The organism is Mesorhizobium sp. WSM4311 (assembly GCF_002295115.1).
Taxonomy (GTDB): domain Bacteria; phylum Pseudomonadota; class Alphaproteobacteria; order Rhizobiales; family Rhizobiaceae; genus Mesorhizobium.
Genome location: NZ_NSFV01000002.1, coordinates 86,288 through 108,677, shown reverse-complemented (window position 1 = coordinate 108,677; position 22,390 = coordinate 86,288). Strand labels below are relative to the sequence as shown.

The window sequence follows — 22,390 nt, the reverse complement described above, 5'->3', positions numbered from 1 at the left end:
TCATCAATCTGATCGATCAGTTGAAGGTTGGGTAGCATCCTTTGCCACGCCATGCAACCGCCCGGCGCGCAACTGGACTAAGCGACGGATCACCGTTGACCTGTCAGACGAGACCCAGGCTTCGCTGCATCGCCGCCTGGAAATGCGCCTGCAGTTTTGCCTCGGCGGCGTCGGCATTCCTTGTGCCGCAAGCTTCGAGGATGTCGAGGTGCTCCTTGAGCGTCCGGACCATGATGGGTGTCGTGATCTTCCTGTCGAGCCGCAGCAGACGCAGATAATTGTGCATGCGCCGGTAGGTGCTGTCGATCAGGGGATTGCGCAGTGCGGCGATGACCGCGCCGTGCAACTCTCCCTCCAGCGCATCCATCTCCTCCAGTTGCTCCTGTCCGAGGCCATCGCGCTCGATGCGCCGAAGCAGCCTGGAATGCCGGATTTCCAAGGCATTCATGACGGCTTCATCGCCCTGTTCGGCAAAGACGCGAACCGCCGCGCGCTCAATGATGGAGCGGAATTGGTAGGTGGCGCGCGTAAGCTCCAGTCCGGGCCTGATGAACTGGATGCCGGAGCGCGGATGGATGGTCAGGATCCCTTCCGCTTCAAGAACACGCAGGGCGTCGCGAAGCGGAGCAACGGGCACGTCGACGATCGCGGACAACTCGTTTTGCGAAATGAATGCCCCGGCCGGAACGCGCCGGTCGAACAAGCCCTCCAGGATTCGCTCATAGGCGACATCGCTCATGCGGGCGGCCGCCACGAGGGGAGAAGAGTCAGTTTTTGCCTTGCCCGCCACTTGCGGCACCTCCATTGGTCCGGTAGTAAGATGCCATCTGATAGATCAGTTTGATATAGTAACCGATCAGAAAGCCCCTGTGATGAGCCTTTCGCATTTTCGTATAACCCGATTTCAGTTCGCCCGCGACCGGGTAATCGGGGACAGCCAGGTTCGGTCGGACGATGTCAACGTCGCCGCGCTGGAACTCGTTTCCGAAAGTGGCGAGGTGGGGCTGGGATTCATCCAGACGCTCTTCAATCCACTGCCTGATCAGCAGGAGATCGAGAGCGTTTTCGAACATGAGGTTTGGCCGAGCCTGAAGGGAAACAGGGCGATCGCCCTGGTCCACCGTGTGCACCGCCCGCGCGGCGGCAATCAGCGGGCTTACTCCCTGCCCTTTCACGAAGCGGTTCAGGTGGCGCTCTGGGATCTTGCAGCCAAGGAAGCTGGCCTGCCCCTTCATGTCTTGCTCGGCAGTCGCCGCAACCGGGTGAAGGCCTATGCCAGCGGCCTCGATTTTCACCTCGACGACGATGCCTTCGTCTCGCTGTTCTCCCACGCGGTGTCGATTGGCTACTCGGCTTTCAAGATCAAGGTCGGCCACCGGGATTTCGACCGCGATCTGCGGCGTCTGGAACTGTTGAAGACCTGTGTCCCGGCCGGGTCCAAAATCATGATCGATCCGAACGAGGCCTGGAGCTCGAAGGAGGCCCTCACGAAATTGGTGGCGATCCGCGAGGCCGGCCACGAACTTCTGTGGGTCGAGGATCCGATCCTGCGTCACGACCATGAAGGGTTGCGAACACTCAGGCATGCCGTCACATGGACCCAGATCAACAGCGGCGAGTATCTGGATCTACAGGGCAAGCGGCTGCTCCTGGAAGCCCATGCGGCCGATATCTTGAATGTCCATGGTCAGGTGACGGACGTCATGCGCATCGGCTGGCTCGCCGCCGAACTCGGGATTCCGGTCAGCCTCGGAAACACGTTCCTGGAGGTCGGCGTGCATATGGCGGCCGCGCTTCCCGAGGTCGAATGGCTGGAATATTCATTTCAGAACTTCGATCATCTGGTGCAACAGCCTATCGAGATCCGGGACGGCTACGCCTATGCGCCCGATCGGCCAGGCCATGGATTGGTCCTATCGGAAAAGGCGCGCGGCGAATGGATCAGGCCAAGGCGCCTGGCACGGTCGGAACTCGGCGCCGCGCCGGATAATCCACGCCTTCCCGTGAAGTAGTAGAGAAGCTGAAGCCCAGACCAGGGCCGAGGCGGTCGGCCCACCAGAAATCTTCCCGTATCGCTCCGTATGGTTCCGTGACAGCCAAAGGATCAAACTTAGCGGCCCTATGCCTTCTTCGTGCCAAATCCGTGTCTTCGGCGCTATGTGCCGCTGCTGCAACAGGTGGTTTCTCAGTCGGCGGTGACTGGCGTCGTGCTTGCGGCTTTCGGCTGGTCACCGACGGCAAAGACGGCGCTCGCCTCGCTGACGATGGAAACGTGGTCCCGCGCCGCTTTACCGGCGGCGGCGCCGTCGCCACGCAGGATCGCGGTGACGATTAGGTCGTGTTCCTGCCAGGATTTGGCCAGCCGTCCGGGCAGCATGAACTGCGCGCGGCGGAAGGGTGCCAACCGGCTGCGGGTCATCACGGTGAGATCGTGGATATGCGTATTGTGGGCGCCACGATAAAGCCGGCTATGGAACTCGGTGTTGAAATACTCATAGTCCTCCTCCGCGCCCAGTTGCACCATCCGCGCCGAACCCTGGTGCTCGATCTCGAGCCCGCGACGTTCGCTGCTGGTCATGCGCTCGGCCGAGAAGCGCGCGCAGATCGCTTCCAGTTCGGCCATGCTCTCGAACATCGAGGCGAGATGCTCCTGCGTCACGACGGCAACGATAGCGCCCCTGTTGGGCCGCCTCTCGACCAGGCCCATGGCGCTGAGCTGGCCGAGCGCCTCCCTGACCGGGGTGCGTGATACGTCGAAGCGGGCGGCGAGCGAGGTCTCGTCCAGTTTTTCGCCGGGGCGCAGGTAGCCGGTGACGATCCGGTCGCCGATCGCCCGAACCATCTGATCCACGGTCGTGCCCGACCTGATCAAGCTGCGCTTCCCCGACAAGTTTCCTCCGTCGCGTCTTCTCGTGGAGTCCGCCGACTCGTTGGCCTTTCAACTCGGATATGCCCTCTATGCCTCTATTTTAATCTGCCTGTCAAATTGGCTACTTTGAAGGCAAAAAGTGCATGCAATTGCCTCAAGCATGAGCACAAGCCTTCGATGTGATAATTGATTTTATTGAATAAATTTCAATTCACAAACTGGCACAGTGATTGCATGCACTTTCTTGACGGCATGTTAACCGACCCGGAAAAGGGTCCTAAAGGGGAGCATTCACTATGACCGACAGATTCATGCTTAACCGCCGCCAACTGCTCAAGATCTCCGCCGCGGGAGCCGCACTCGGCCTGGCCTCGGCATCCTTTCCGATCAGCCGTGCCTTCGCCGCTGCCGCCACCGTCGGCTTCATCTATGTCGGACCGAGGGACGACTATGGCTACAACCAGGCGCATGCCGAGGGCGCGGCGGCGCTGAAGGGCATCGAGGGCATCACCGTCGTCGAGGAGGAGAACGTGCCGGAAACGGTCGATGTCCAGAAGACGATGGAATCGATGATCAATCTCGACGGCGCCTCGCTGATCTTCCCGACCTCCTTCGGCTATTTCGATCCGCACATGCTGGCGATGTGCGCGAAATTCCCCGACGTGCAGTTCCGCCATTGCGGCGGCATGTGGGACAAGGCCAAGCACCCGATGAATGCCGGCTCATATTTCGGCTATATCGGCATGGGCCAGTATCTCAACGGCGTCGTCGCCGGCCACACCTCGAAGAGCAAGAAGCTCGGTTTCGTCGCCGCCAAGCCCATTCCGCAGGTGCTGCTCAACATCAACTCCTTCCTGCTCGGCGCGCGCTCGGTCGACCCGACGATCACCTGCCAGGTCATCTTCACCGGCGAGTGGTCACTGGCGGTCAAGGAGGCGGAAGCCACCAACGCGCTGGTCGATCAGGGCGCCGACGTCATCACCTGCCATGTCGACAGCCCGAAAGTGGTGGTCGAGACGGCGGCCGGGCGCGGCGCCTTCGTCTGCGGCTACCACGCCAACCAGAGCCCGCTGGCGCCGGAGAAATACCTCACCGGCGCGGAATGGAACTGGGCCAAGGTCTACAAGATGTTCGTCGACGACCTGACTGCTGGCATGCCGCTGCCCAATTTCACCCGCGGCGGACTGGCCGACGGCTTCGTCAAGATGAGCCCACTCGGTCCCGCCGTCGGCGAGGCGGCTCGCAAGCAGTTCGACGCCACCCTGGCCGAAATGATGAAGGGCGGCTTCTCCGTCATCAAGGGCCCGCTGAAGAGCAACAAGGGCGCCGTGGTGGCGACGGCAGGCCAGGCCTTCGCCGAGACCGCCATTGAGCTCGAAAGCATGGACTATCTGGTCGAGGGCGTCGTCGGCTCGACCGCCTGAGGCCGAGCGCGGAGACGGGGACCATGACGGATACGGTCAGCAGTGCGGAGGCGCCGGCCATGCTCGGCGCCAGGGGCTATCCGGCGACGATCGAGTGGATCGCCAGGCGGGCGGAAGCTTTCGTTATTCCGCTCGCGGCGCTGGTCGTCGGCATGGTCCTGTTCAGCCTGTTCATTGCGCTGGTCGGTAAGTCGCCGGTCCAGCTCTATGAAACCATGTGGCGCGGCGGCTTCGGCTCGTGGTTCTCCATCCAGAACTCGCTGTCGCGCGCTGCACCGCTCCTGCTCGCGGCGCTCTGTGTGGCGCTGCCGGCGCGGCTTGGCCTCGTCGTCATCGGCGGCGAGGGCGCCATCGTGCTCGGCGGCGTCGGCGCGGCTGCCATCGGCGTCGCGTTGAGCGGCGCGCCTTCTTTCATCGTCATTCTTGCCATGGGCGTGGCGGGCATGGCCGCCGGCGGCATCTGGATCGGTGCCGTCGGCGCGCTTCGCCACTACCGGGCTGTCAACGAAACCATCTCCAGCCTGCTGATGGCCTACATCGCCATCGCCCTGATGAACCAGTTGGTGGAAGGGCCGCTGCGCGACCCGGCCTCGCTCAACAAGCCATCGACCCAGCCGCTCGCCGATATCTACCGCATCGGCAACATTCCAGGCATGGAGGTGCATTGGGGGCTTGCTGTCGGCGTCGTCGCCTGCGTGCTCTGCTGGGTGCTGATCGAAAAGACCCGCTGGGGCTTTGCCGCTCGTATCGCCGGCGGCAATGTCAGGGCAGCGCAGGTGCAGGGGCTGGCCGTCGGACCGCTCATCGTCGGCTTTACCGCGCTTGCCGGCGGCTTGGCCGGTCTTGCCGGCATGCTGGAAGTCGCTGCCGTACAAGGCAGCGCCAACGGCTCGCTCGCCGCCGGCTATGGCTACACCGGCATCCTCGTCGCCTTCCTCGCCCGCCACAACCCGCTGGCCATCATCCCGGTCGCCATCTTGCTTGGCGGCATCGACGCGTCAGGCGGGCTGATCCAGCGCCGCATGGACCTGCCCGACGCCACCGTGCTGGTTCTGCAAGGCATGCTCTTCATCGTCATCCTGTTCAGCGAAACCTTGTACGGCCGCTTCAAGGCCTTCAATCCCGATTTGTGGCAGAGGGCCTCGTGATGGATGCGACCGAGATCGGCCTCTGGGGCGTGCCACTCGCCATTCTCGGCGGCGCCATACGCGTGTCGACGCCCTTCATCTTCGTCTCGCTGGGCGAGGCCATCACCGAGCGCTCCGGCCGCATCAATCTGGGGCTCGAAGGCACGCTCGTCTTCGGCGCCATGACCGCATATGCAGTCGCGGTCATGACCAACTCGCCATGGCTCGGTCTGCTGGCAGCCTCGGCCGCTGGCCTTTGCTTCGGCCTGTTCCATGGCTGGATCTGCAAATTCCCGAAAGTCAACGACATCGCCATCGGCATCGCGCTGATGCTGTTCGGCTCGGGGCTCGCCTTCTTCTTCGGCAAGCCGTTCATCAAGCCTAAGGCGCCCAACCTTCCGGCCATTCCCTTCGGCGCCTGGTCCGATATTCCGCAGGTGCAGGCGGCACTCGACGTCAACGTCCTGTTCCTGATCGGGGCGGCACTTTCGCTCGTCCTGTGGTGGGCCTTCCGCAACACCCGCGCCGGCCTTATCGTGCGCGTCGTCGGCGACAGTTCCGACGCCGCGCGCGCCATGGGCCTCAACCCTAATACGGTGCGCCTCGTCGCCACCGGCGTCGGCGGCGCGCTGGCCGGCATCGGCGGCGCCTATCTGTCGCTCTACTACCCCGGCAGTTGGACCGAGCGCATCTCGTCCGGCCAGGGGCTGATGGCGGTGGCGCTGGTCATCTTCGCGCGCTGGAATCCGCTCGGTTGCTTTGCCGCCGCCCTTCTATTCGGGGGCGCCGGCGCGCTCGGACCGGCGCTGCAGTCGGTCGGCGTCACGCAAGGGTACTACCTGTTCTACGCCGCCCCCTACATCCTCACCCTCATCATCATGGTCGCTACCTCGTCGCCGACCCGTTCGCTTGCCGGTGCGCCGGGCGAATTGTCGATCACCAAATAACTAGAGTTTTTGCCATGAACGCCAGAGCCGAAATCACCCAGCGCTATATCGACGCCGACCCGTATCCATGGCCCTACAATGGCGAACTTCGCCCCGACAACACGGCGTTGATCATCATCGACATGCAGACCGATTTCTGCGGACCGGGCGGCTATGTCGATCATATGGGCTACGACCTGTCGCTGGTGCGCGCGCCGATCGAGCCAATCAAGTCGGTGCTCTCGGCCATGCGCGCGAAAGGCTACACCGTCATCCACACCCGCGAGGGCCATCGGCCCGACCTTGCCGATCTGCCCGCCAACAAGCGCTGGCGCTCGCGCCGCATCAATGCCGGCATTGGCGACCCCGGCCCCTGCGGGCGCATCCTGGTGCGCGGCGAGCCGGGCTGGGACATCATCCCCGACCTCTATCCGATCCAGGGCGAGCCGATCATCGATAAGCCCGGCAAGGGCTCGTTCTGTGCCACAGACCTGGAACTGATCCTCAATCAGCGCGGCATAGACAATATCGTGCTTACCGGCATCACCACCGATGTGTGTGTCCACACCACCATGCGCGAAGCCAACGACCGCGGCTTCGAATGCGTGATCCTGGAGGATTGCTGCGGGGCGACCGATTACGGCAATCATCTCGCCGCGATCAAGATGATCAAGATGCAGGGCGGCGTCTTCGGCGCGGTGTCGAACTCGACATCTTTAGTCGCGCAGCTGCCGTAAGGGAACCAGGATGAGCGTGATCACCGGCAACAAGGCCGTCGGCGTCGAGACCATCGGCATGACCATGCGTTTCGGCGCCCTCACGGCACTGGGCGATGTCTCGGTCAACGTGCCGGCCGGCTCCTTCCACGCGCTGCTCGGCGAGAACGGCGCCGGCAAGTCGACGCTGGTCAAATGCATGATGGGTTTTTATCGCCCGACCGCCGGCGATATGCTGGTCGACGGCCGCGAGGTGGCGATCGCCAGCCCCAGGGACGCATCGGCGCTCGGCCTCGGCATGGTCTACCAGCATTTCACACTTGTGCCGTCGCTGACCGGGGCGGAGAACCTGGTCATCTCGCGCGAAAAGGTGCCCGGTGTGATCGACTGGCGCAAGGAGCGCGGCGACCTTGCCGTGTTCATGGATCGCATGCCGTTCAAGCTGCCGCTCGACGTCAAGGTGGCCGAACTCGCAGCCGGCGAGAAGCAGAAGCTGGAGATCATCAAGCAGCTTTATCTCGGCCGCTCCTTCCTGGTGCTGGACGAGCCGACCTCGGTGCTGACGCCCGTCGAGGCGCAGGAGGTGCTGGGGCTGGTGCGCGACATGACCAGGGCCGGCGACCTCACCGTGTTGATGATCTCGCACAAATTCCACGAGGTGACGGCCTTCGCCGACGATGTCAGCGTGCTGCGCAAAGGCAAGCTGACGGGAACGGGCCGCGTCACCGACCTCGACCACAAGAGGATGGCAGCGATGATGATCGGCGATCAGCCGATCGCTGTGCTCGACAGCCGTGCCGCGCCGAAACCCGATGCCGAGATCGTGCTCAAGGTCAGATCGCTGAAGGCGCCGGACCGCACCGGGCTGAAGTCGATCCGCATTGAGGATCTCGGCGTGCGCTCCGGCGAGATCGTCGGCATCGCCGGCATTTCCGGCAACGGCCAGAAGGAATTCCTCGAAGTGCTGGCCGGACAGCGCCCGCGCGATACCGGCGAAGTCATGGTGCGCGGCACCCCCTATGCGGCGACGCGTGCCGAGGCGCGGACGCTCAACGTCCGCCTCATCCCGGAAGAGCCGCTGAAAAACGCCTGCGCGCCGAAGATGACGGTGGCTGAGAACATTTCTTTCCGCACCTTCGACATCGACAGCAACGGCAAGCCGGTAAGCTGGATCAGCGCCGGCGCCATCAAGGCATTCAGCGCCAGGCTGGTCGAACAGTTCAAGGTCAAGACCGCCTCGCTTGCCTCGCCAATCGCTTCGCTGTCGGGCGGCAATGTGCAGCGTGCCGTGCTCGCGAGGGAACTGACCGGCGAAGTCGATCTGCTGATCGTCTCCAACCCGTGCTTCGGCCTCGACTTCTCGGCGGTGGCCGAAATCCGCGCCCGCATCATGAAGGCGCGCAATGCGGGTGCCGCCGTGCTCCTGATGTCGGAAGACCTCGACGAACTGCTCGAACTGTCCGACCGCATCTTCGTCATGTTGGACGGCGCACTGGTCTATGAGACGCCGATCGCGCAGGCCAGCGTGCAGACCATCGGCGAACACATGGCGGGACATCACTGATGGCGGAAATCGATGCGCTGCCGTTTTCCTTCACCTTCAAGCCGCAGACCATGGCGCTGATGGTCATCGACATGCAGCGAGACTTCGCCGAGCCCGGCGGCTTCGGCGCCAGTCTCGGCAACGACGTCGGTCGCGTGACCGCGATCGTGCCGACAGTGAAGCGGCTGATCGAAGGCTTTCGCGCCGCCGGCCTGCCGGTGATCCACACCATGGAGTGCCATAGGCCCGACCTTTCGGACCTGCCGCCGGCCAAGCGCGACCGTGGCAATCCGTCGATCCGCATCGGCGATATGGGCCCGATGGGACGTCTACTGATCGCGGGCGAACCCGGCACCGCGATCCTCGACGAGCTTGCGCCCTTGCCCGGCGAGATCGTCATCGAGAAGCCCGGCAAGGGCGCCTTCTATGCGACCAGCCTCGGCAACGACCTCAAGTGGATCGGCGCCCGCCAACTCGTCTTTGCCGGCGTGACGACCGAAGTTTGCGTGCAGACGACGATGCGCGAGGCCAACGATCGCGGCTATGAGTGCCTGCTCGCCGAGGACGCGACGGAAAGTTATTTTCCCGAGTTCAAGGCGGCGGCAATCGCCATGATCAGGGCGCAGGGCGCCATCGTTGGCTGGACGGCAACGACCGACCAGGTGCTCGAGGGAATTGCCCATGCCTAATCTTGCCTTTGCCGGCCTGCTCGACGGCGGCTGGCGCGATCTGGCGCTCGAGCATTTCCGCGACGGCATCAGGGTGCACTGGCTGCTCAAGGGCGGACCGGTCGAACCCTCGGTCGCCATCCTCAGCTACCAGCCTGGCGCCGGCGTGCCACGCCACCGCCATGCCGGGCTGGAGACCATCGTCGTGCTGGAAGGCATCCAGAGCGACGAGAACGGTGACTATCCTGCCGGCAGCGTGATCCTCAATCCGGTCGGGACCGAGCATTCGGTGTGGACGAAGGACGGCTGCGTCGTGCTGATCCAGTGGGACCTGCCGGTGATCATTCTGGGGGAGACGAGATGAGCGACATCCACTTCGACATAGCGAGCCTGCACGCGGCCTATCGGAACGGCGTCAGCGTTGGCGATGTGATCGCCACGATCCATGCCCGCATCGAGACGGCTGATGATCCGGGCATCTTCATCCATCTCGCCGCGAGGGCGGATCTGCTTGCGGCGGCCGACGCGCTCGGCCCGTTCGACCCGCTGGGGAAACCGCTCTGGGGCATTCCCGTCGCCGTCAAGGACAACATCGACGTCGCCGGCATGCCGACGACGGCGGCCTGCGCCGAATACACCTACTGGCCCGACAGTGACGCCACCGTAGTGGCGCGGCTCAGGGCCGCCGGCGCGCTCGTCGTCGGCAAGTCCAACCTCGACCAGTTCGCCACCGGCCTCGTCGGCGTCCGCACGCCCTGGCCGATCCCGCGCAACGCCATCGACGCGGAGCTGGTGCCGGGCGGCTCCTCCTCGGGGTCGGCGGTGGCGACGGCGCGCGGCATCGTCTCCTTCGCGCTCGGCACCGACACCGCCGGCTCCGGCCGCATCCCGGCCGGCCTCAACAACATCGTCGGGCTGAAGCCGACCGTCGGTGCGCTGTCGACGGCCGGCGTCGTGCCGGCCTGCCGCACGCTCGACTGCGTCTCGGTGTTCGCGCTGACCGTCGACGACGCCTATCTGGTGTTCTCCGTCGCAGCTGCGCGCGATGCGGCCGATCCCTATTCGCGCGACATCGCCGTCCAGCCGCTCGCCGCCCGCCCGCCGGTGCTGAACGTCGGCATCCCGGCAAGAGCCGACCGGAAATTCTTCGGCGATGCGGCGATGCAGGTCGGCTTCGAGGGCTCGCTTGCCATGCTGTCGCGGTTCGGCTGCCGGCTGGTCGAAATCCCGTTCGCCGATTTCTACGCCACCGCCAACCTTCTCTATGAGGGCGCCTGGGTGGCCGAACGCTATGCCGCGATCCGCGATTTCATGGAAGTCAACGAAGCCGCCATGCATCCGGTGACGCGCAAGATCCTCGGCGGCGCTAGGAAGTTATCGGCGGCGGACGCCTTCCGCGGCCTCTATGCCTTGCAGGCCTACAAGGCCAAGCTCGCCCCGGTCATTGCCTCGGTCGACCTGTTCTGCGTGCCGACCGCGCCGACGCACTACACCACCGCCGCCGTGCTCGCCGATCCGATCGAGACCAACAGCCGCCTCGGCACCTACACCAATTTCGTCAACCTGCTCGACATGTGTGGCATCGCCGTGCCGACAGGCAAGCGCGATGACGGCCTGCCGATGAGCGTCACCTTGCTGGCGCCGGCCGGCCGCGATGCGCTGACAGCGGCGCTCGCCCGCGACCTGCATGCGGCGAGCGGCCTTTCGCTCGGCGCAACCGGCTGGCAGCAGCCGGGTTTTCTGCCTGCAGCTTCATCAGCAGATGATGGCATGATCGATCTCGTGGTTGTTGGCGCGCATCTTTCGGGGATGCCGCTCAACGGCCAACTGAGCCAGCTCGGCGCACGGTTTTCGCGCTCGGCAAAGACATCCGCCGCCTACAGGCTCTATGCGCTGGGTGGCCAGTCCGTGCCCAAGCCGGGGCTGCTCCGTGTCGCCGAGGGCGGCGCAACCGTCGAGGTCGAAGTCTGGCGACTCTCGGCGGATGCCTTCGGCCGCTTCGTCGCGGCTATCCCGCCACCGCTCGGCATCGGGACCATCGAGCTCGAGGACGGCAGTTCGGCCAAGGGCTTCCTGGTCGAAACCGCTGGCCTCAGCGGTGCGTCCGACATCTCGTCCTTCGGCGGCTGGCGCCGCTTCGTCAGCCCCAGCAAGAACATAGCAGACCAAAGCGATCACTGCCCCGTCGCCCACACCCCAGCTGTTAGCGCCAGTTCGAGAAGTTCCAGGGCGGCTCGTCGCCAGCATAGCGGTTGAACCCCAGATTCTCCTGCGACGCGCGGCGGTGGATTTCGGCAAAGTAGGGATCGAACACACTGTTGAGCCGTTCGAGCTCAGCGTGCTCGGCTAAAAAAGCGGGCACCGTCTCTCGGATTTCGGCGAAGATCGCGGTCTCGTCGACGGTGGTCAGGCGGCCGTCGCGCATGACGATTTCGCCGGCCACCATGACCATCTCGATCGACGATCCGTTCTCCGAAAACACCAGATGCTTGTCTATGTCGTTGAGCGGCATAAACGCATAGGTGTCGAGATCGAGCACGATCAGGTCCGCCGCCTTGCCCACGGCGAGCGAGCCGGTAGCGTCCTCCAGCATGGCACTGCGGGCGCCATTGATTGTCGCCATGCGAAGAATGTCGGCGGCTGGAATCCATGTTGCATAGTCGGGCCCCGAGGCACTGTGGATGAGACCGGCAACCCGCATCACGTCGAAGATGCGGGCGGTATCGTTGGACGACACGCCGTCGGTGCCGAGCGCCACCGTGACGCCGGCATCCATCAGGCGGCGGATCGGCGCGATGCCGGCGCCGAGCTTCTGATTGGAAACGGCATTGTGGGCGATCGAGCATCCTGCCTCACCCATCAGTTCCATATCTTCGTCGGTAACCCAGACCGAATGGGCGATGGTGGTGTTGCGGCCGAGCACGCCGAGTTCGTGCATGCAAGCGACAAGGGTCTTGCCGAACATCAGGTGCCCGGTGATCGCCTGGGTCTTGGTTTCAAGCACGTGGGTGTGTAGCGGCACCCGCATTTTCAGCGCCAGATCGTGACAGGCGACCAGCAGGTCGGGCGTGCAGCGTTGCGGCGCAGACGGCGCGATCATGAAGTTGAGACGGCCGACCATGCCATGCAGCGACGAAAAGGCCGAGCGACAATAGTCGACATAGGTTTGGGCGCTGACGGGCGGCCCGAAATCGAGCTTGTCCTGTAACGCCTGCGGCAGGACTTCGCGCGCATAGGGCAGCGCATCGAGCGTGTGCACGTTCATCACCGCGCTCGATACATTGGCGCGAATGCCGGCGTCCCTGTAGGCCCTGAACACGGTGCCGAGACGCTCGAGATCATGCGCTGGCGGATCGAAGAAATCGTCGCACAGGGTCGTCACGCCGTTGCGCAGCGACTCCATGGCCAGCAGTAGTGTGCGCAGGTAGAGCAGACGCGGCGCGATCGCCGGGCCCATCAGCAGTGGATAGGCATAGAGCAGCCAGACTTCGAGCGGCATGTTCTGGTAGCGGCCGCGCAGGAAGGTCTCGCTGGAATGGGTGTGGGCGTTGATGAGCCCCGGCATCACCAGCTTGCCCTGCCCCTCGATGATCCGTGCGTCGGGGGCAGCAGCCAGGTTCTTGCCGATGGCGGTGATGGTGGCGCCGTCGATGAGGATGTCGCCGGCAAATGGAAGGGCCCCGTCGGGCCCGTCCATGGTCAGAAGCGTGGCGTTGCGGATCAGCGTTTGCATATGCGTGTCCTAATAATCGCGCAGTTCAGCGAAGCCCGTGGCGGCCTTGCGCCCTCCGCGCAGCTTGCCGCTGAGCCAGACGCCGAACACCGTCGCGATATAAGGCAAGGCCAAAAGCAGGTCATGCGGAACAGCATCACCGAACAGCAACTGGGCGCGAATGCCGAGGGCGCCGACCACGGAGAAGAACAGCGCGGCAAATGCGGAACCGATCGGATGCGCTGCCCCGAAAATAACCGCGGCGAAAGCCATGAAGCCGCGTCCCGCCGTCATGTTCTGGGCGTAGATCTGCAAACTGCCCGCCGCCAGTTCGGCGCCACCAATGGCGCAAAGCACCCCGCCAATGATCAACGCTGCAAGTCGCATGCGCGAGGGATTGGCGCCGACGCTGCGGGCTGCAAAGGGGTGCTCGCCCGAAGCCGCCAGCCGCAAACCGAAGCGCGTGCGCCGCAACAGAACCCACATGGCGAAAACCGCGAAGGGCATCGCCAGCACGAAGATCGACAGCACCCCGAAAGGTCCAAAAGCCGGGCCAAGCTTGGGCACGCCGAAGGGGGCCGTGACGGCGGCCTGACTGCCGAAGATGGCCTGGACGGCAAGCGACGTGCCGCCGAGGCCGAGGCCGGTCAATCCAAGGCCTGCGATGATCGGATTGGCCTTGAGCTTTTCGATGACGAACCACAGCAGCACCGAGGCGAGCACGCACAGGATGATGGCAATCAGCATCGCCAACGCGAACGAGCCGGTCAGCACGATGCCGACAATCGCCGTGCATGCGCCGATGATCATCAATCCCTCGAGGCCGAGATTCCATATGCCGGCGCGCTGGGCCACGACGCCCGCCATGGTGACATAGATGAGCGGCGTGCCGGAACGCAGGATGGCGACTATGATGTCGTTCATGCCGATCTCCTCCCGATCGCCAGGAGGCGGTCGACGAAGCCGGATTTGGCAGTAATGAAAAGCGCAATCGCGGCGTTGATGATCTCGATGGCCGCCGAGGGCAGCCCTGCCATGATCGGCAGATAAAGCGCGGCCGAGGCAAGCCCGCCGAAGAACACCGAGACGAAGGCCGTACCCACCACCGACAGATTGGCCACCAGCGCGATCAGGATAGCGGTGAAGCCGTGGGTCGGCAGGAACCCGCCGGCCAGACGGCCGTTGGGGCCCATGAACTCGATGGTGCCGGCGAGGCCCGCCAGGGCACCGGAGATCAGAAAGCTCGAAAGCCCCAAACGCCAGACCGTTGCGCCCTGCCACTGCACCATGGTCGGGTTGCGCCCGGCAAGGCTGGCCAGAACGCCGAAGGCGGTGCGATTGACCAGCAGCCACATCGCCACCGCGACCAGCGCGGCGATCACGATAATGGTCGGCGACAGACCCAGCGAATCCGAAATGCGATAGGCAGCCGCGAGCGGCCGGCTGGAGGCCTGCTGACCCGAACCTGACGGGTCCTTCAGCGGGCCGGCGGTGACATAGACCAGCAACAGCCCAGCGAGGAAATTGCCCATCAGAGTGGTGATCACTTCGTCGGTGCCGGACTGCAGGCGCAGCAGTCCCGGCCACAGGGCCCAGAGCGCCCCACCTGTCATGCCGGCTGCAAAGCAGGCCGGAATGACAACGAAGGCGGGCGCGCCGTTGAGCCACTCGGCCATGAAAGCGGCACAGATGGCGCCGAGGTAGAACTGGCCCTGCGCGCCGATGTTGAAATAGCCGGCGCGGAAAGAAATGCCGACACCGGCGGCGGTGATGAACAGCGGCAGCGCCCAACGCAGGCTCTGCTGCCATGCGCCCGGGCGGAAGAACGCGCCTTCGGCGACACTGTGGAACATGCCGAGCGCCGAATAGCCGGCGAACTGGAAAATGACGCCGCACAGCGCCAGGGCGATAACGATGAAGATCAGCCCACGCAAGACCGAAACGAATTTGCCCGTCATTGGGAAACCCCTGTCATGGCCGCGCCGACTGCGCCGATCCGGTAGGGCGCCGAAAATGTGCCGGCGACCTCTCCCGACAGCATGACGACGACCCGGTCGCTGATGTCGAAGAGCTCGTCGAGGTCCGAGGAGATCAAGAGCACGCCGCAGCCGCGGTCGCGTGCCTCTCGCAGCGATTGCCAGACAAAGGCTGTCGCGCCGATGTCGAGACCTCTCGTCGGCTGCGCGGCGATGATCAGCTTGGCGTCGGCATCGACCTCGCGCGCCAGGATCACCTTCTGAGCGTTGCCGCCCGACAGTGAACCCGCTTGCTGGCCGGTGGTCGCATAGTGCACGCTCCATGCTTGAAGCGCCTCGTCACAGCGCTTTTTCAGCCGCGCCGGATTGATGGCGCTCAGCAAGCGCGATTGCAGCAATTCGCGCGCCGACCAGTTCTCCCACAGGCTGCTCGAAAGGCTCAAGCCCTCAGTGTTGCGCTCGAATGGAATGATGCGCAGGCCGGCGGCGCGGCGGCGCGCCAGCGGTGCGGCCGTGACATCGACCCCGCCCACGGCGAGTGTGCCGTGCATCGCGTCGACAAGATCAGCGATGGCGCGCACCAGCGTTCGCTGGCCGTTGCCCTCGACGCCTGCAATGCCGACGATCTCGCCGGCCTTGATTGTGAGCGAAAGATCGCGCAGGGCAGGCCCTTCGGCGTCGCTCTGCGTGGAGACGCCGCGCATGTCGAGGACCAGCCCAGCATCGGCCGGAGTGTGGTGGTTCGCCGTGTGCGCGGCTGGTGCGCCTCGGCCGGTCGCCGCGTCGGCATCACCCGGCGCCAGGGTCCTGGCGACGGCCGGGCCGACGATCATCTCGGCAAGACGCTTGGCGCCGATCTCGGCGCAGGCTACCGGCCCGTCGACAAGCCTGCCGCCGCGCAGCACGCTGACCGTATCGGCAATCGCCAGCACCTCGCGTATCTTGTGCAGGATGAGGATCACGGTGACGCCGCGATCCCTGAGCTTGCGCACCCGCTCGAACAGCATCTCGATTCCGGAAGGCGAAAGCACCGCCGTCGGCTCGTCGAGGATCAGAACCCTAGCGTCGGCGACCAACGCGCGGGCGATCTCGATGCCTTGCTGCGTCTCGACCGGCAGGTCGCGCACCCGGCGCTTCGGATCGACATTGACATCGAGGCTCTTGAGATGCGGCGCCCAGCGCTTCTGCAATGCCGAGCGGGTGAAGATAGCGGCGCCTCTGTCCGACCCGAACTCCATGGCTTCGGCCACCGTGAAGGACGGCGGCAAGGCAAAGCTCTGGTGCACGAGTTCGACGCCGGCGGCGCGCGCGTCCTTGACCTTGCCTGTCTTGACTTGCTGGCCGTTGATCCTGAGTTCGCCCGCGGCCGGCCGGACAAGTCCGGCCGCGACGCGGGCAAAGGTGGTTTTTCCAGCGCCATTCTGACCGACCACGGCGTGAATCTTGCCCTGTTCGAAAGCAATGCCCACACCCGAAAGGGCCATGACGCTGCCATAGGCCACGGTAACGTCACGGCATTCGAGTGCGGGATTGTCCATCGGGGTCATCGATCCAGGTTCGCCTGTCAGCCAACAGGCTCAAAGCGTGGTGTTGAAGGGCACGACGATGGAGCCGTCGAGAATGCCGGCCTTGGTCTTCTCGATCTCAGCCCAGATTTCCTTGGATTTGGCAACCCGATCCGCCGGGCCCTGCTCGGCATAGAGCGGCGACAGCTCGAATTCGACCACGCCGGTGCCCAGACCGGTGGCGACATGCTTGCCGCCAGCCCATTCCGCGCCAAGCGCCTTGCCGACCTCGATGTAGAGCGACTGGCCGAAGTCGAGGCTGACGATGCCGACGATCGACTTCGGACCGAGTGGATACTGCGCCCGCGCAAGGGTGGAGAGCATGCGCCCCGCGCCCTCATTGGCGGCGGCAATGATGCCGCCATCGGTGGCCGCAGAGTCGGTCTGGATGTAGTCGATGCCGTCGTTGAACATCTGGGTGGCGATTTCCTGGCCCTTGGCGGGGTCCTGGAACGAACCGGCAAAGGCGGCAGTCACGGTTAGGTCCGGATTGACCGAAAGAGCGCCGGCCTTCAGCGCATTGAAATCGGCGTTGAGCGGGGGAATGGAGATGCCGCCGATATAGCCGATCTTGCCGCTCTTGGTCATGCGCGCGGCGAACAAACCCGACAGATAGCACCCGAGATAATAGTCATAGGATACGGTCACAACATTGGGCAGCGGCGGCTCGATAGCGTCGCCGAACAGCTGGATCCATTTGGTTTTGGGATAGGACGGCGCCAGCGCCTTGAACGGCTCACCAACCTCGTTGAAGGTCGAGACGATGACCGATGCGCCGGCATCGGCCAGCGTGCGAAAGATGGTTTCGTAGGTCGCCGGATCCTGGGCGTAGACGACGCGCGCCTGAACTCCCTTTTCCTGCGCCAGCTGGTTGATCTTGGCGATCATGGAATCGACCGCGCTCTGGTCGCCCGCTGCCTGGGTGTGCACCAGCGCGATGAATCCGTCAGCCGCATATGCCACCTTGGATAGCGCACCGCTTACGGCGGCAAGCGCTGCCGCGCTGGCGCCGGCCTTGATGAAGCTGCGGCGATTCAATCCCGCGGCGAGGATCGCCCGGTCGTCAAAATTGCTCGTCATGACAGTCTTCCCTTTTTTGGCGTCCGCGTTTCCGGCTCGCCGTTCCCTTGAAAGTTCTGGTGCCACCTTCTTGAGGCGGCATCCGATGCCTCATCCGTCCCCGGTCACGCTCGTGTTCGCCATCAGACACCGGGGGGAAAACGGTGCCGGATTCATGATCATCACGTCCTGGGACTGGATGGCGTTCAGCGCCCAGACTTCGCCGATGAATTTCTGCCAGTCGGGGTCTGCATACATGGCGGCGCGGCGCGCCTCGCGATCGGCGAGGCTGTCGTAGCCCCACATCAGAACCGTCGTATGAAGATGCCCGATCTCGGAAACGTAGAGCCCGAGGAAACGGTTGAGGTGCTTCTTTTGCACAGGGAGGCCCTCGGCCTCGTATTTCTGCATCCACGAATCGACCGTGCCGGGCCGGAATGTGTAGGTGCGGTGTTCGACAATCATGGCGTTCCTTGTCCCGTCAGGCAGCGTTCAGGATGAACTCGGCACATTTTTCACCGATCATGATCGCTGGCGCATTGGTGTTGCCGCTGGAAATGACCGGCATGATCGAAGCGTCGGCGACGCGCAGGCCGTCGATGCCATGGACCTTGAGACGCGCGTCGACGACGGCGCGCTCATCGTTGCCCATCTTACATGTGCCGACCGGATGGAATGTCGTCATGGCGGTCGCCTTCAGCCATTCGACAAGATCGGCGTCGGTCTCGACCTGAGGACCGGGCGCGAGCTCGCGTCCGCGATAGGCGTCGAAGGCGGGTTGGTTGATGATCTCTCGCGTCAGCCGAATGCCGGCGATCATGGTCTGACGATCAAACTCGGTTTCGAGATAATTGGCCTGGATTCTGGGCGGCACCTTGGGATCGGCGGATGCCAGCGTGATGGCGCCCCGGCTCTCCGGGTTGACAGGCCCTACCCGCAGCGTGAAGCCGTGATTGGCTTCGACAGCCGCGCGCTTGAACGGACTGGGAAAGTGCAGGTTGGCGGTCTTTTCCAGAGCTGGCATGAAATGCAGCTGGATGTCGGGCGCAACCAGATCCGACCGCGATTTGATGAACGCGCCTGCCTCATAGGGGAATGTCGTGGTGATGCCGCGGCCGAACAACATGCCTTCGACCAGCGACCAGGTCAGCCTGTCGACACGCAGGTCGCTGAACAGCGTGATTGGCTGGGTGCATTCGTAGGACAACACGCAATCGACATGATCCTGCAGGTTCTTCCCGACGCCGGGCAGATTGTGAATGGCCTTGATGCCATGCTCTGCGAGCTCGTCGGCAGACCCGATACCCGACAGCAAAAGGATTTGCGGTGAGTTCACCGCGCCGGCGCTAACCACGACTTCGCGTTCGGCATGAGCGGTACGTAGCGTACCGTTATGGGAGAATTCGACACCGGCGGCTCTGCCGTTGGCGAGGACGATCCGCTGGGTCAGCGCTTTGGTCAGGACGGTCAGGTTCTTGCGTCCGGCGATCGGGCGCAGGAACGCATACGAGGTCGACCAGCGCTTGCCGTCCTTGATGGTGAAGTCGAATTTGCCGAAGCCTTCCTGTTCGTCGCCGTTGAAGTCGTCGTTCATCGGATAGCCGGCTTGCGCGCCCGCTGCCGAGAACACGTCGAGCAGCGGGTTCCAGCCGCGCGCCCGGCAGACGGTCAGCTCACCCCCGGTGCCATGCGGGGCATCCTTGCGCTGAATGTGTCCTTCCGACCTGCGGAAGGCCGGCAGCACATCTTCGTAGGACCAACCGGGCAGCCCCATTTGCGCCCAGCGGTCGTAGTCGTGGCGGTTGCCGCGCACATAGATCATGCCGTTGATGGTGGACGAGCCGCCCAATGCCTTGCCGCGCGGCCAATAGAGCGAGCGGTTGTTGAGAAAGGGTTCCGGCTCGGTGTGATAATGCCAGTTGTAGATGCCGGACTGGAACAGCTTGCCCATCAGCATGGGCAGTCGGAACAGTGGATTGGAATCCCGACCGCCCGCTTCCAGCAACAGCACCTTGTGATCGGGGTTGGCGGACAGCCGGTTGGCCAGAACACAACCGGCCGAGCCGGCGCCGACGATGATGAAATCGTAGGTCTCTGTTGCAGACATATGTCACCATGCGACGGGCTTGGCGCCCATCGCCTCCAGATACCGGTTGCAAAGCAGGAATGGGTTTTCGAGCGTCAGAACCGCATCGGCGCGCGCCGGATGGTCGCGCAGAATGCAGCCGGTCAGTGGGCCCTGGCCTTCGATGATGCCCGCCAAAGCAAGCGTCTGCGCGGCAGCGTCGCCAAAGCCGATGAAGATGACGGGAGCGCCACGGCCAGCGAGCTGGTGCAGCACCGCGAGTATCAGCGGACGCCACAAGGGCAGATGACCGCTCGACTGGTGCGGGTCGATCTCGACTTTGAAGCGAGACAGCGTCAGCGACGCGTTGAGAAGCAAAACGCCGTCGTCGACCCATCGCTGCGCCAGCACGTCGGCGCTCTCGAGATCGACCTGGCCGTCCTCGATGGCGGCCAGCGTCGCCGGCCAATCGGCGAAGGACCGGGCATAGGCGAGATTGCCGGTGCGCGCCGCGACGATCTGCTGGGTGAAGGCGCGAATGCTCTTGGAGAACATCTTGTCGAGCTCGCGCCAGGCAGCGACATTGCCGGCCTCGAAGGCACGGCCGGTGGAAAAACCGGGCTCCGGATAAGGGTCTTGGCCAAGAATGACGCAACGCACATCCTCCGGCGCAATGCCGTCGAAGGCGCGTAGCATGTGCGCGCCCTTGGGCGCGCCAGGAAAAGTCTTATCGCGCCGCGACGGGAAGATCGGCTCCCAAGGCTCAAGCTCAAGCATCGGGTCGATGGCATCGAAATCCAGCGACACGGCACCAAGGGCGGCCCGCCAGGCCGGTGCGATGTCGTCGTGCCAACCCGCCAAGGTTTCAATCATCGCAGACCTGAGTTGAACCGGCATCGCGGCGACGCCCTCCCCTTTAACTTCCCAACGATCGGGACGTTACGAAGAACCTGACCAAAATGTCAACTTCCAAAATTACAAAACCTGACCATATCGTCAGTTTTTTTGAAACCATGCCACTATCGCTTGGGCCGATTTTCGAAGGGTGCTATAGAGCCCGGACAAGTACAGGCAGGGGGGCGGAGCGAATATGGCGGGACAGAAAGCGGCACGCCCGGGCGGCAAGAACCCCGAAGACAGGGTTGGCGCCAGGAACCGGGAGAAGATTCTGCGCGCGGCGGTCGACGTGTTCGCGCGAAAGGGCCTCGACGGGACGCGCATCCAGGAAATAGCTGACCATTGCGGGCTGCCCAAGGCGAATGTCTACTACTACTTTTCGACCAAGCAGGAAATCTACACCCACGTGATCGAGCATCTGCTGACGGGGTGGGACAAGGCCTTCGAGCACATCACGCCTGATCGCGACCCGCGCGAGGCGATTGCCGTCTATGTCCGCGCCAAGCTCGACTATTCACGCAAGCATGCAGCCGAGTCGCGTTTCTTCGCCAACGAAATGCTGCGAGGTGCCCACTTCCTGAGCAAGCAGCAAAAGCTGCACATGCAGCGGGTCACGCGCGAGCGGTCTGCCGTCGTCGAGGGCTGGGTGCGCGACGGCAAGATGGCGCCCGTCGATGCCCGGCATTTTTTCATCATGCTGTGGGCGGCGACGCAGTTCTACGGCGATTTCGAACCGTTGGCAGCCAATGCGCTCGAAAAGAGCAAACTGGCCAAGGCCGACTACGACGCAGCGGCCGCCGCCATCACGACTATCGTCCTCGACGGGTGCGGCGTCTCAGCTTGACAGCATCGAAATGCTTCTTGCGGCGCTGGACAATGGCGACAGCGCCGCCGCGCGCACGGCGATTGTCAGCGCCATTGCAGATGCGGCCGCCCGAATAAAGTTGCATGGCGGATTGGCGAAAAGTCCTGTTTGAATACATGCTGCTTGCCGGAATTGCATTGCGGATCATACATTGCACCACGGAAGTTTGGCCACGGGAAGATGAGCTGTCGGCGAATACCCAGGCCCTCAGAGATCGAAGTTGGTCGGCATCATCACCACGTCGCGGATCGTCATGCCGCGCGGTCGCGTCAGCATGAAGGTGATCACATTCGCCACTTCGCCTGCTTCCAGCAGGCTGCCCGACTCCCTGGCTTCCTTCAGCTTCTCTGGTGGCCAGTCCGCTAGCAGTGCGCTGATCACAGGTCCAGGAGAGATCGAGCCGACCCGAATACCGTGCTTGAACACCTGACGTCGAACCGTCTGCACAAAGCAGTTGATCGCCCACTTGGACGATGCATAGACCGGCTCCCATGGCGTCGGGAAGTGGGCTGCCAAAGAACTCGTAACGATGATGTCGCCCGTTCTACGGTCGATCATGTGAGGCAGCACGTCGTGCACATTCTTCATCACGACATTAACGTTCAGGTTCAGCATGCGGTCGATGGCACCTGTGTCGGAGTCGACCAGGTCACCACCCACATAGGTGCCCGCATTGGCATGAAAGATGTCGAGTCGACCTGCGGTTTCCAGAACGCGTGGCATCAGCGTCGCACAGTCCTTCGGGTCGAGGAGGTCGATGACAAGCGGGATGACCGCCTCCCCGTGTTTGGCCTGGTAAGCCTCGAGGGCAACCTTATCGCGATCGATCATCACGACGCGCGCGCCCTCACCCAACATTGCTTCGGTGCTCGCCAGCCCGATACCCGAGGCAGCCCCCGTGACCGCGGCAATCTTTCCTTCCAACTCTCTCGCCATGAAATCTCGTTCTATCTGAAACGCTGGAACCTTAGCATGAAT

General features: G+C 63.7%; 22 protein-coding genes. 11 read left to right on the top strand and 11 right to left on the bottom strand.

From position 1 onward, the window contains the following. Positions 1 to 103 precede the first annotated feature (103 nt). A complete protein-coding gene (locus CK226_RS04325) occupies positions 104 to 805 on the bottom strand; it encodes a GntR family transcriptional regulator (protein ID WP_095771303.1) in 702 nt (233 codons plus the stop codon). A gap of 67 nt (positions 806 to 872) precedes the next feature. On the opposite strand from CK226_RS04325, the gene CK226_RS04320 reads away from it, so the two are divergent. Next, a complete protein-coding gene (locus CK226_RS04320) occupies positions 873 to 2,012 on the top strand; it encodes a mandelate racemase/muconate lactonizing enzyme family protein (protein ID WP_095791144.1) in 1,140 nt (379 codons plus the stop codon). Positions 2,013 to 2,185: 173 nt separating this feature from the next. On the opposite strand, the gene CK226_RS04315 is transcribed toward CK226_RS04320, so the two are convergent. Continuing rightward, positions 2,186 to 2,842: a GntR family transcriptional regulator gene (locus CK226_RS04315; RefSeq protein ID WP_245318061.1), complete on the bottom strand. Its 657-nt coding sequence runs from the start codon at positions 2,840 to 2,842 to the stop codon at positions 2,186 to 2,188. 323 nt (positions 2,843 to 3,165) lie between these two features. Between CK226_RS04315 and CK226_RS04310 the strand changes: the two genes are divergently transcribed. Genes CK226_RS04310 through atzF form a run of 8 tightly spaced genes read left to right on the top strand, consistent with a single transcriptional unit; the run spans position 3,166 to position 11,529 of the window. Next, entirely contained in the window at positions 3,166 to 4,293 is a 1,128-nt protein-coding gene (locus CK226_RS04310; protein ID WP_095791143.1) for a BMP family ABC transporter substrate-binding protein, read from the top strand. A gap of 59 nt (positions 4,294 to 4,352) precedes the next feature. Beyond that, positions 4,353 to 5,441: an ABC transporter permease gene (locus tag CK226_RS04305; protein WP_245437677.1), complete on the top strand. Its 1,089-nt coding sequence runs from the start codon at positions 4,353 to 4,355 to the stop codon at positions 5,439 to 5,441. Continuing rightward, on the top strand, positions 5,441 to 6,367 hold the full coding sequence (locus tag CK226_RS04300) for an ABC transporter permease (RefSeq protein ID WP_095771308.1): 927 nt from the start codon (positions 5,441 to 5,443) through the stop codon (positions 6,365 to 6,367). Before CK226_RS04305 ends, CK226_RS04300 begins: the two co-directional genes overlap by 1 nt. Before the next feature lie 14 nt (positions 6,368 to 6,381). Then, a complete protein-coding gene (locus CK226_RS04295; RefSeq protein WP_095791141.1) occupies positions 6,382 to 7,083 on the top strand; it encodes an isochorismatase family cysteine hydrolase in 702 nt (233 codons plus the stop codon). Positions 7,084 to 7,093: 10 nt separating this feature from the next. Further along, on the top strand, positions 7,094 to 8,626 hold the full coding sequence (locus CK226_RS04290) for an ABC transporter ATP-binding protein (RefSeq protein WP_095791140.1): 1,533 nt from the start codon (positions 7,094 to 7,096) through the stop codon (positions 8,624 to 8,626). Further along, the gene (locus tag CK226_RS04285) at positions 8,626 to 9,294 is read left to right on the top strand and encodes an isochorismatase family cysteine hydrolase (protein ID WP_095771311.1); all 669 of its coding nucleotides are present in this window, start codon (positions 8,626 to 8,628) and stop codon (positions 9,292 to 9,294) included. Before CK226_RS04290 ends, CK226_RS04285 begins: the two co-directional genes overlap by 1 nt. Then, positions 9,287 to 9,637 carry a cupin domain-containing protein gene (locus CK226_RS04280; protein ID WP_095771312.1) on the top strand — a complete coding sequence of 117 codons (351 nt, stop codon included), beginning with the start codon at positions 9,287 to 9,289 and terminating at the stop codon, positions 9,635 to 9,637. Before CK226_RS04285 ends, CK226_RS04280 begins: the two co-directional genes overlap by 8 nt. Beyond that, entirely contained in the window at positions 9,634 to 11,529 is a 1,896-nt protein-coding gene (atzF, locus tag CK226_RS04275; protein WP_095791139.1) for an allophanate hydrolase, read from the top strand. Before CK226_RS04280 ends, atzF begins: the two co-directional genes overlap by 4 nt. Here the strand turns inward: atzF and CK226_RS04270 are convergent. From CK226_RS04270 to CK226_RS04235, 8 genes are all read right to left on the bottom strand, one after another. Then, positions 11,477 to 13,006 (bottom strand): amidohydrolase, encoded by a 1,530-nt coding sequence (locus tag CK226_RS04270; RefSeq protein ID WP_095791138.1) that lies wholly within the window; start codon positions 13,004 to 13,006, stop codon positions 11,477 to 11,479. The genes atzF and CK226_RS04270 overlap by 53 nt on opposite strands. 9 nt (positions 13,007 to 13,015) lie before the next feature. After that, positions 13,016 to 13,909 carry an ABC transporter permease gene (locus CK226_RS04265; protein WP_095791137.1) on the bottom strand — a complete coding sequence of 298 codons (894 nt, stop codon included), beginning with the start codon at positions 13,907 to 13,909 and terminating at the stop codon, positions 13,016 to 13,018. Next, on the bottom strand, positions 13,906 to 14,943 hold the full coding sequence (locus CK226_RS04260; protein WP_095771316.1) for an ABC transporter permease: 1,038 nt from the start codon (positions 14,941 to 14,943) through the stop codon (positions 13,906 to 13,908). Before CK226_RS04260 ends, CK226_RS04265 begins: the two co-directional genes overlap by 4 nt. Beyond that, entirely contained in the window at positions 14,940 to 16,499 is a 1,560-nt protein-coding gene (locus tag CK226_RS04255; RefSeq protein WP_245437656.1) for an ATP-binding cassette domain-containing protein, read from the bottom strand. The genes CK226_RS04260 and CK226_RS04255 overlap by 4 nt, the downstream gene beginning before the upstream one ends. 39 nt (positions 16,500 to 16,538) lie before the next feature. Continuing rightward, entirely contained in the window at positions 16,539 to 17,606 is a 1,068-nt protein-coding gene (locus tag CK226_RS04250; RefSeq protein WP_245437655.1) for a BMP family ABC transporter substrate-binding protein, read from the bottom strand. A 90-nt stretch (positions 17,607 to 17,696) separates the two neighbouring features. Continuing rightward, entirely contained in the window at positions 17,697 to 18,050 is a 354-nt protein-coding gene (locus CK226_RS04245) for an NIPSNAP family protein (protein ID WP_095791134.1), read from the bottom strand. Between the two features lie 16 nt (positions 18,051 to 18,066). Then, a complete protein-coding gene (locus CK226_RS04240; RefSeq protein ID WP_095791133.1) occupies positions 18,067 to 19,692 on the bottom strand; it encodes a choline dehydrogenase in 1,626 nt (541 codons plus the stop codon). A 3-nt stretch (positions 19,693 to 19,695) separates the two neighbouring features. Then, the gene (locus CK226_RS04235) at positions 19,696 to 20,511 is read right to left on the bottom strand and encodes a uracil-DNA glycosylase (RefSeq protein WP_245437654.1); all 816 of its coding nucleotides are present in this window, start codon (positions 20,509 to 20,511) and stop codon (positions 19,696 to 19,698) included. Between the two features lie 229 nt (positions 20,512 to 20,740). Here CK226_RS04235 and CK226_RS04230 point away from each other — a divergent pair, with 229 nt between their 5' ends. After that, positions 20,741 to 21,391 (top strand): TetR family transcriptional regulator C-terminal domain-containing protein, encoded by a 651-nt coding sequence (locus tag CK226_RS04230; protein WP_095771321.1) that lies wholly within the window; start codon positions 20,741 to 20,743, stop codon positions 21,389 to 21,391. A gap of 10 nt (positions 21,392 to 21,401) precedes the next feature. Beyond that, the gene (locus CK226_RS35995) at positions 21,402 to 21,524 is read left to right on the top strand and encodes a hypothetical protein (protein ID WP_280951468.1); all 123 of its coding nucleotides are present in this window, start codon (positions 21,402 to 21,404) and stop codon (positions 21,522 to 21,524) included. Positions 21,525 to 21,619: 95 nt separating this feature from the next. Here the strand turns inward: CK226_RS35995 and CK226_RS04225 are convergent, their stop codons facing one another. Beyond that, positions 21,620 to 22,348, bottom strand: coding sequence for an SDR family oxidoreductase (locus CK226_RS04225; RefSeq protein WP_095791132.1), 729 nt, complete (start codon positions 22,346 to 22,348; stop codon positions 21,620 to 21,622). Positions 22,349 to 22,390 lie beyond the last annotated feature (42 nt).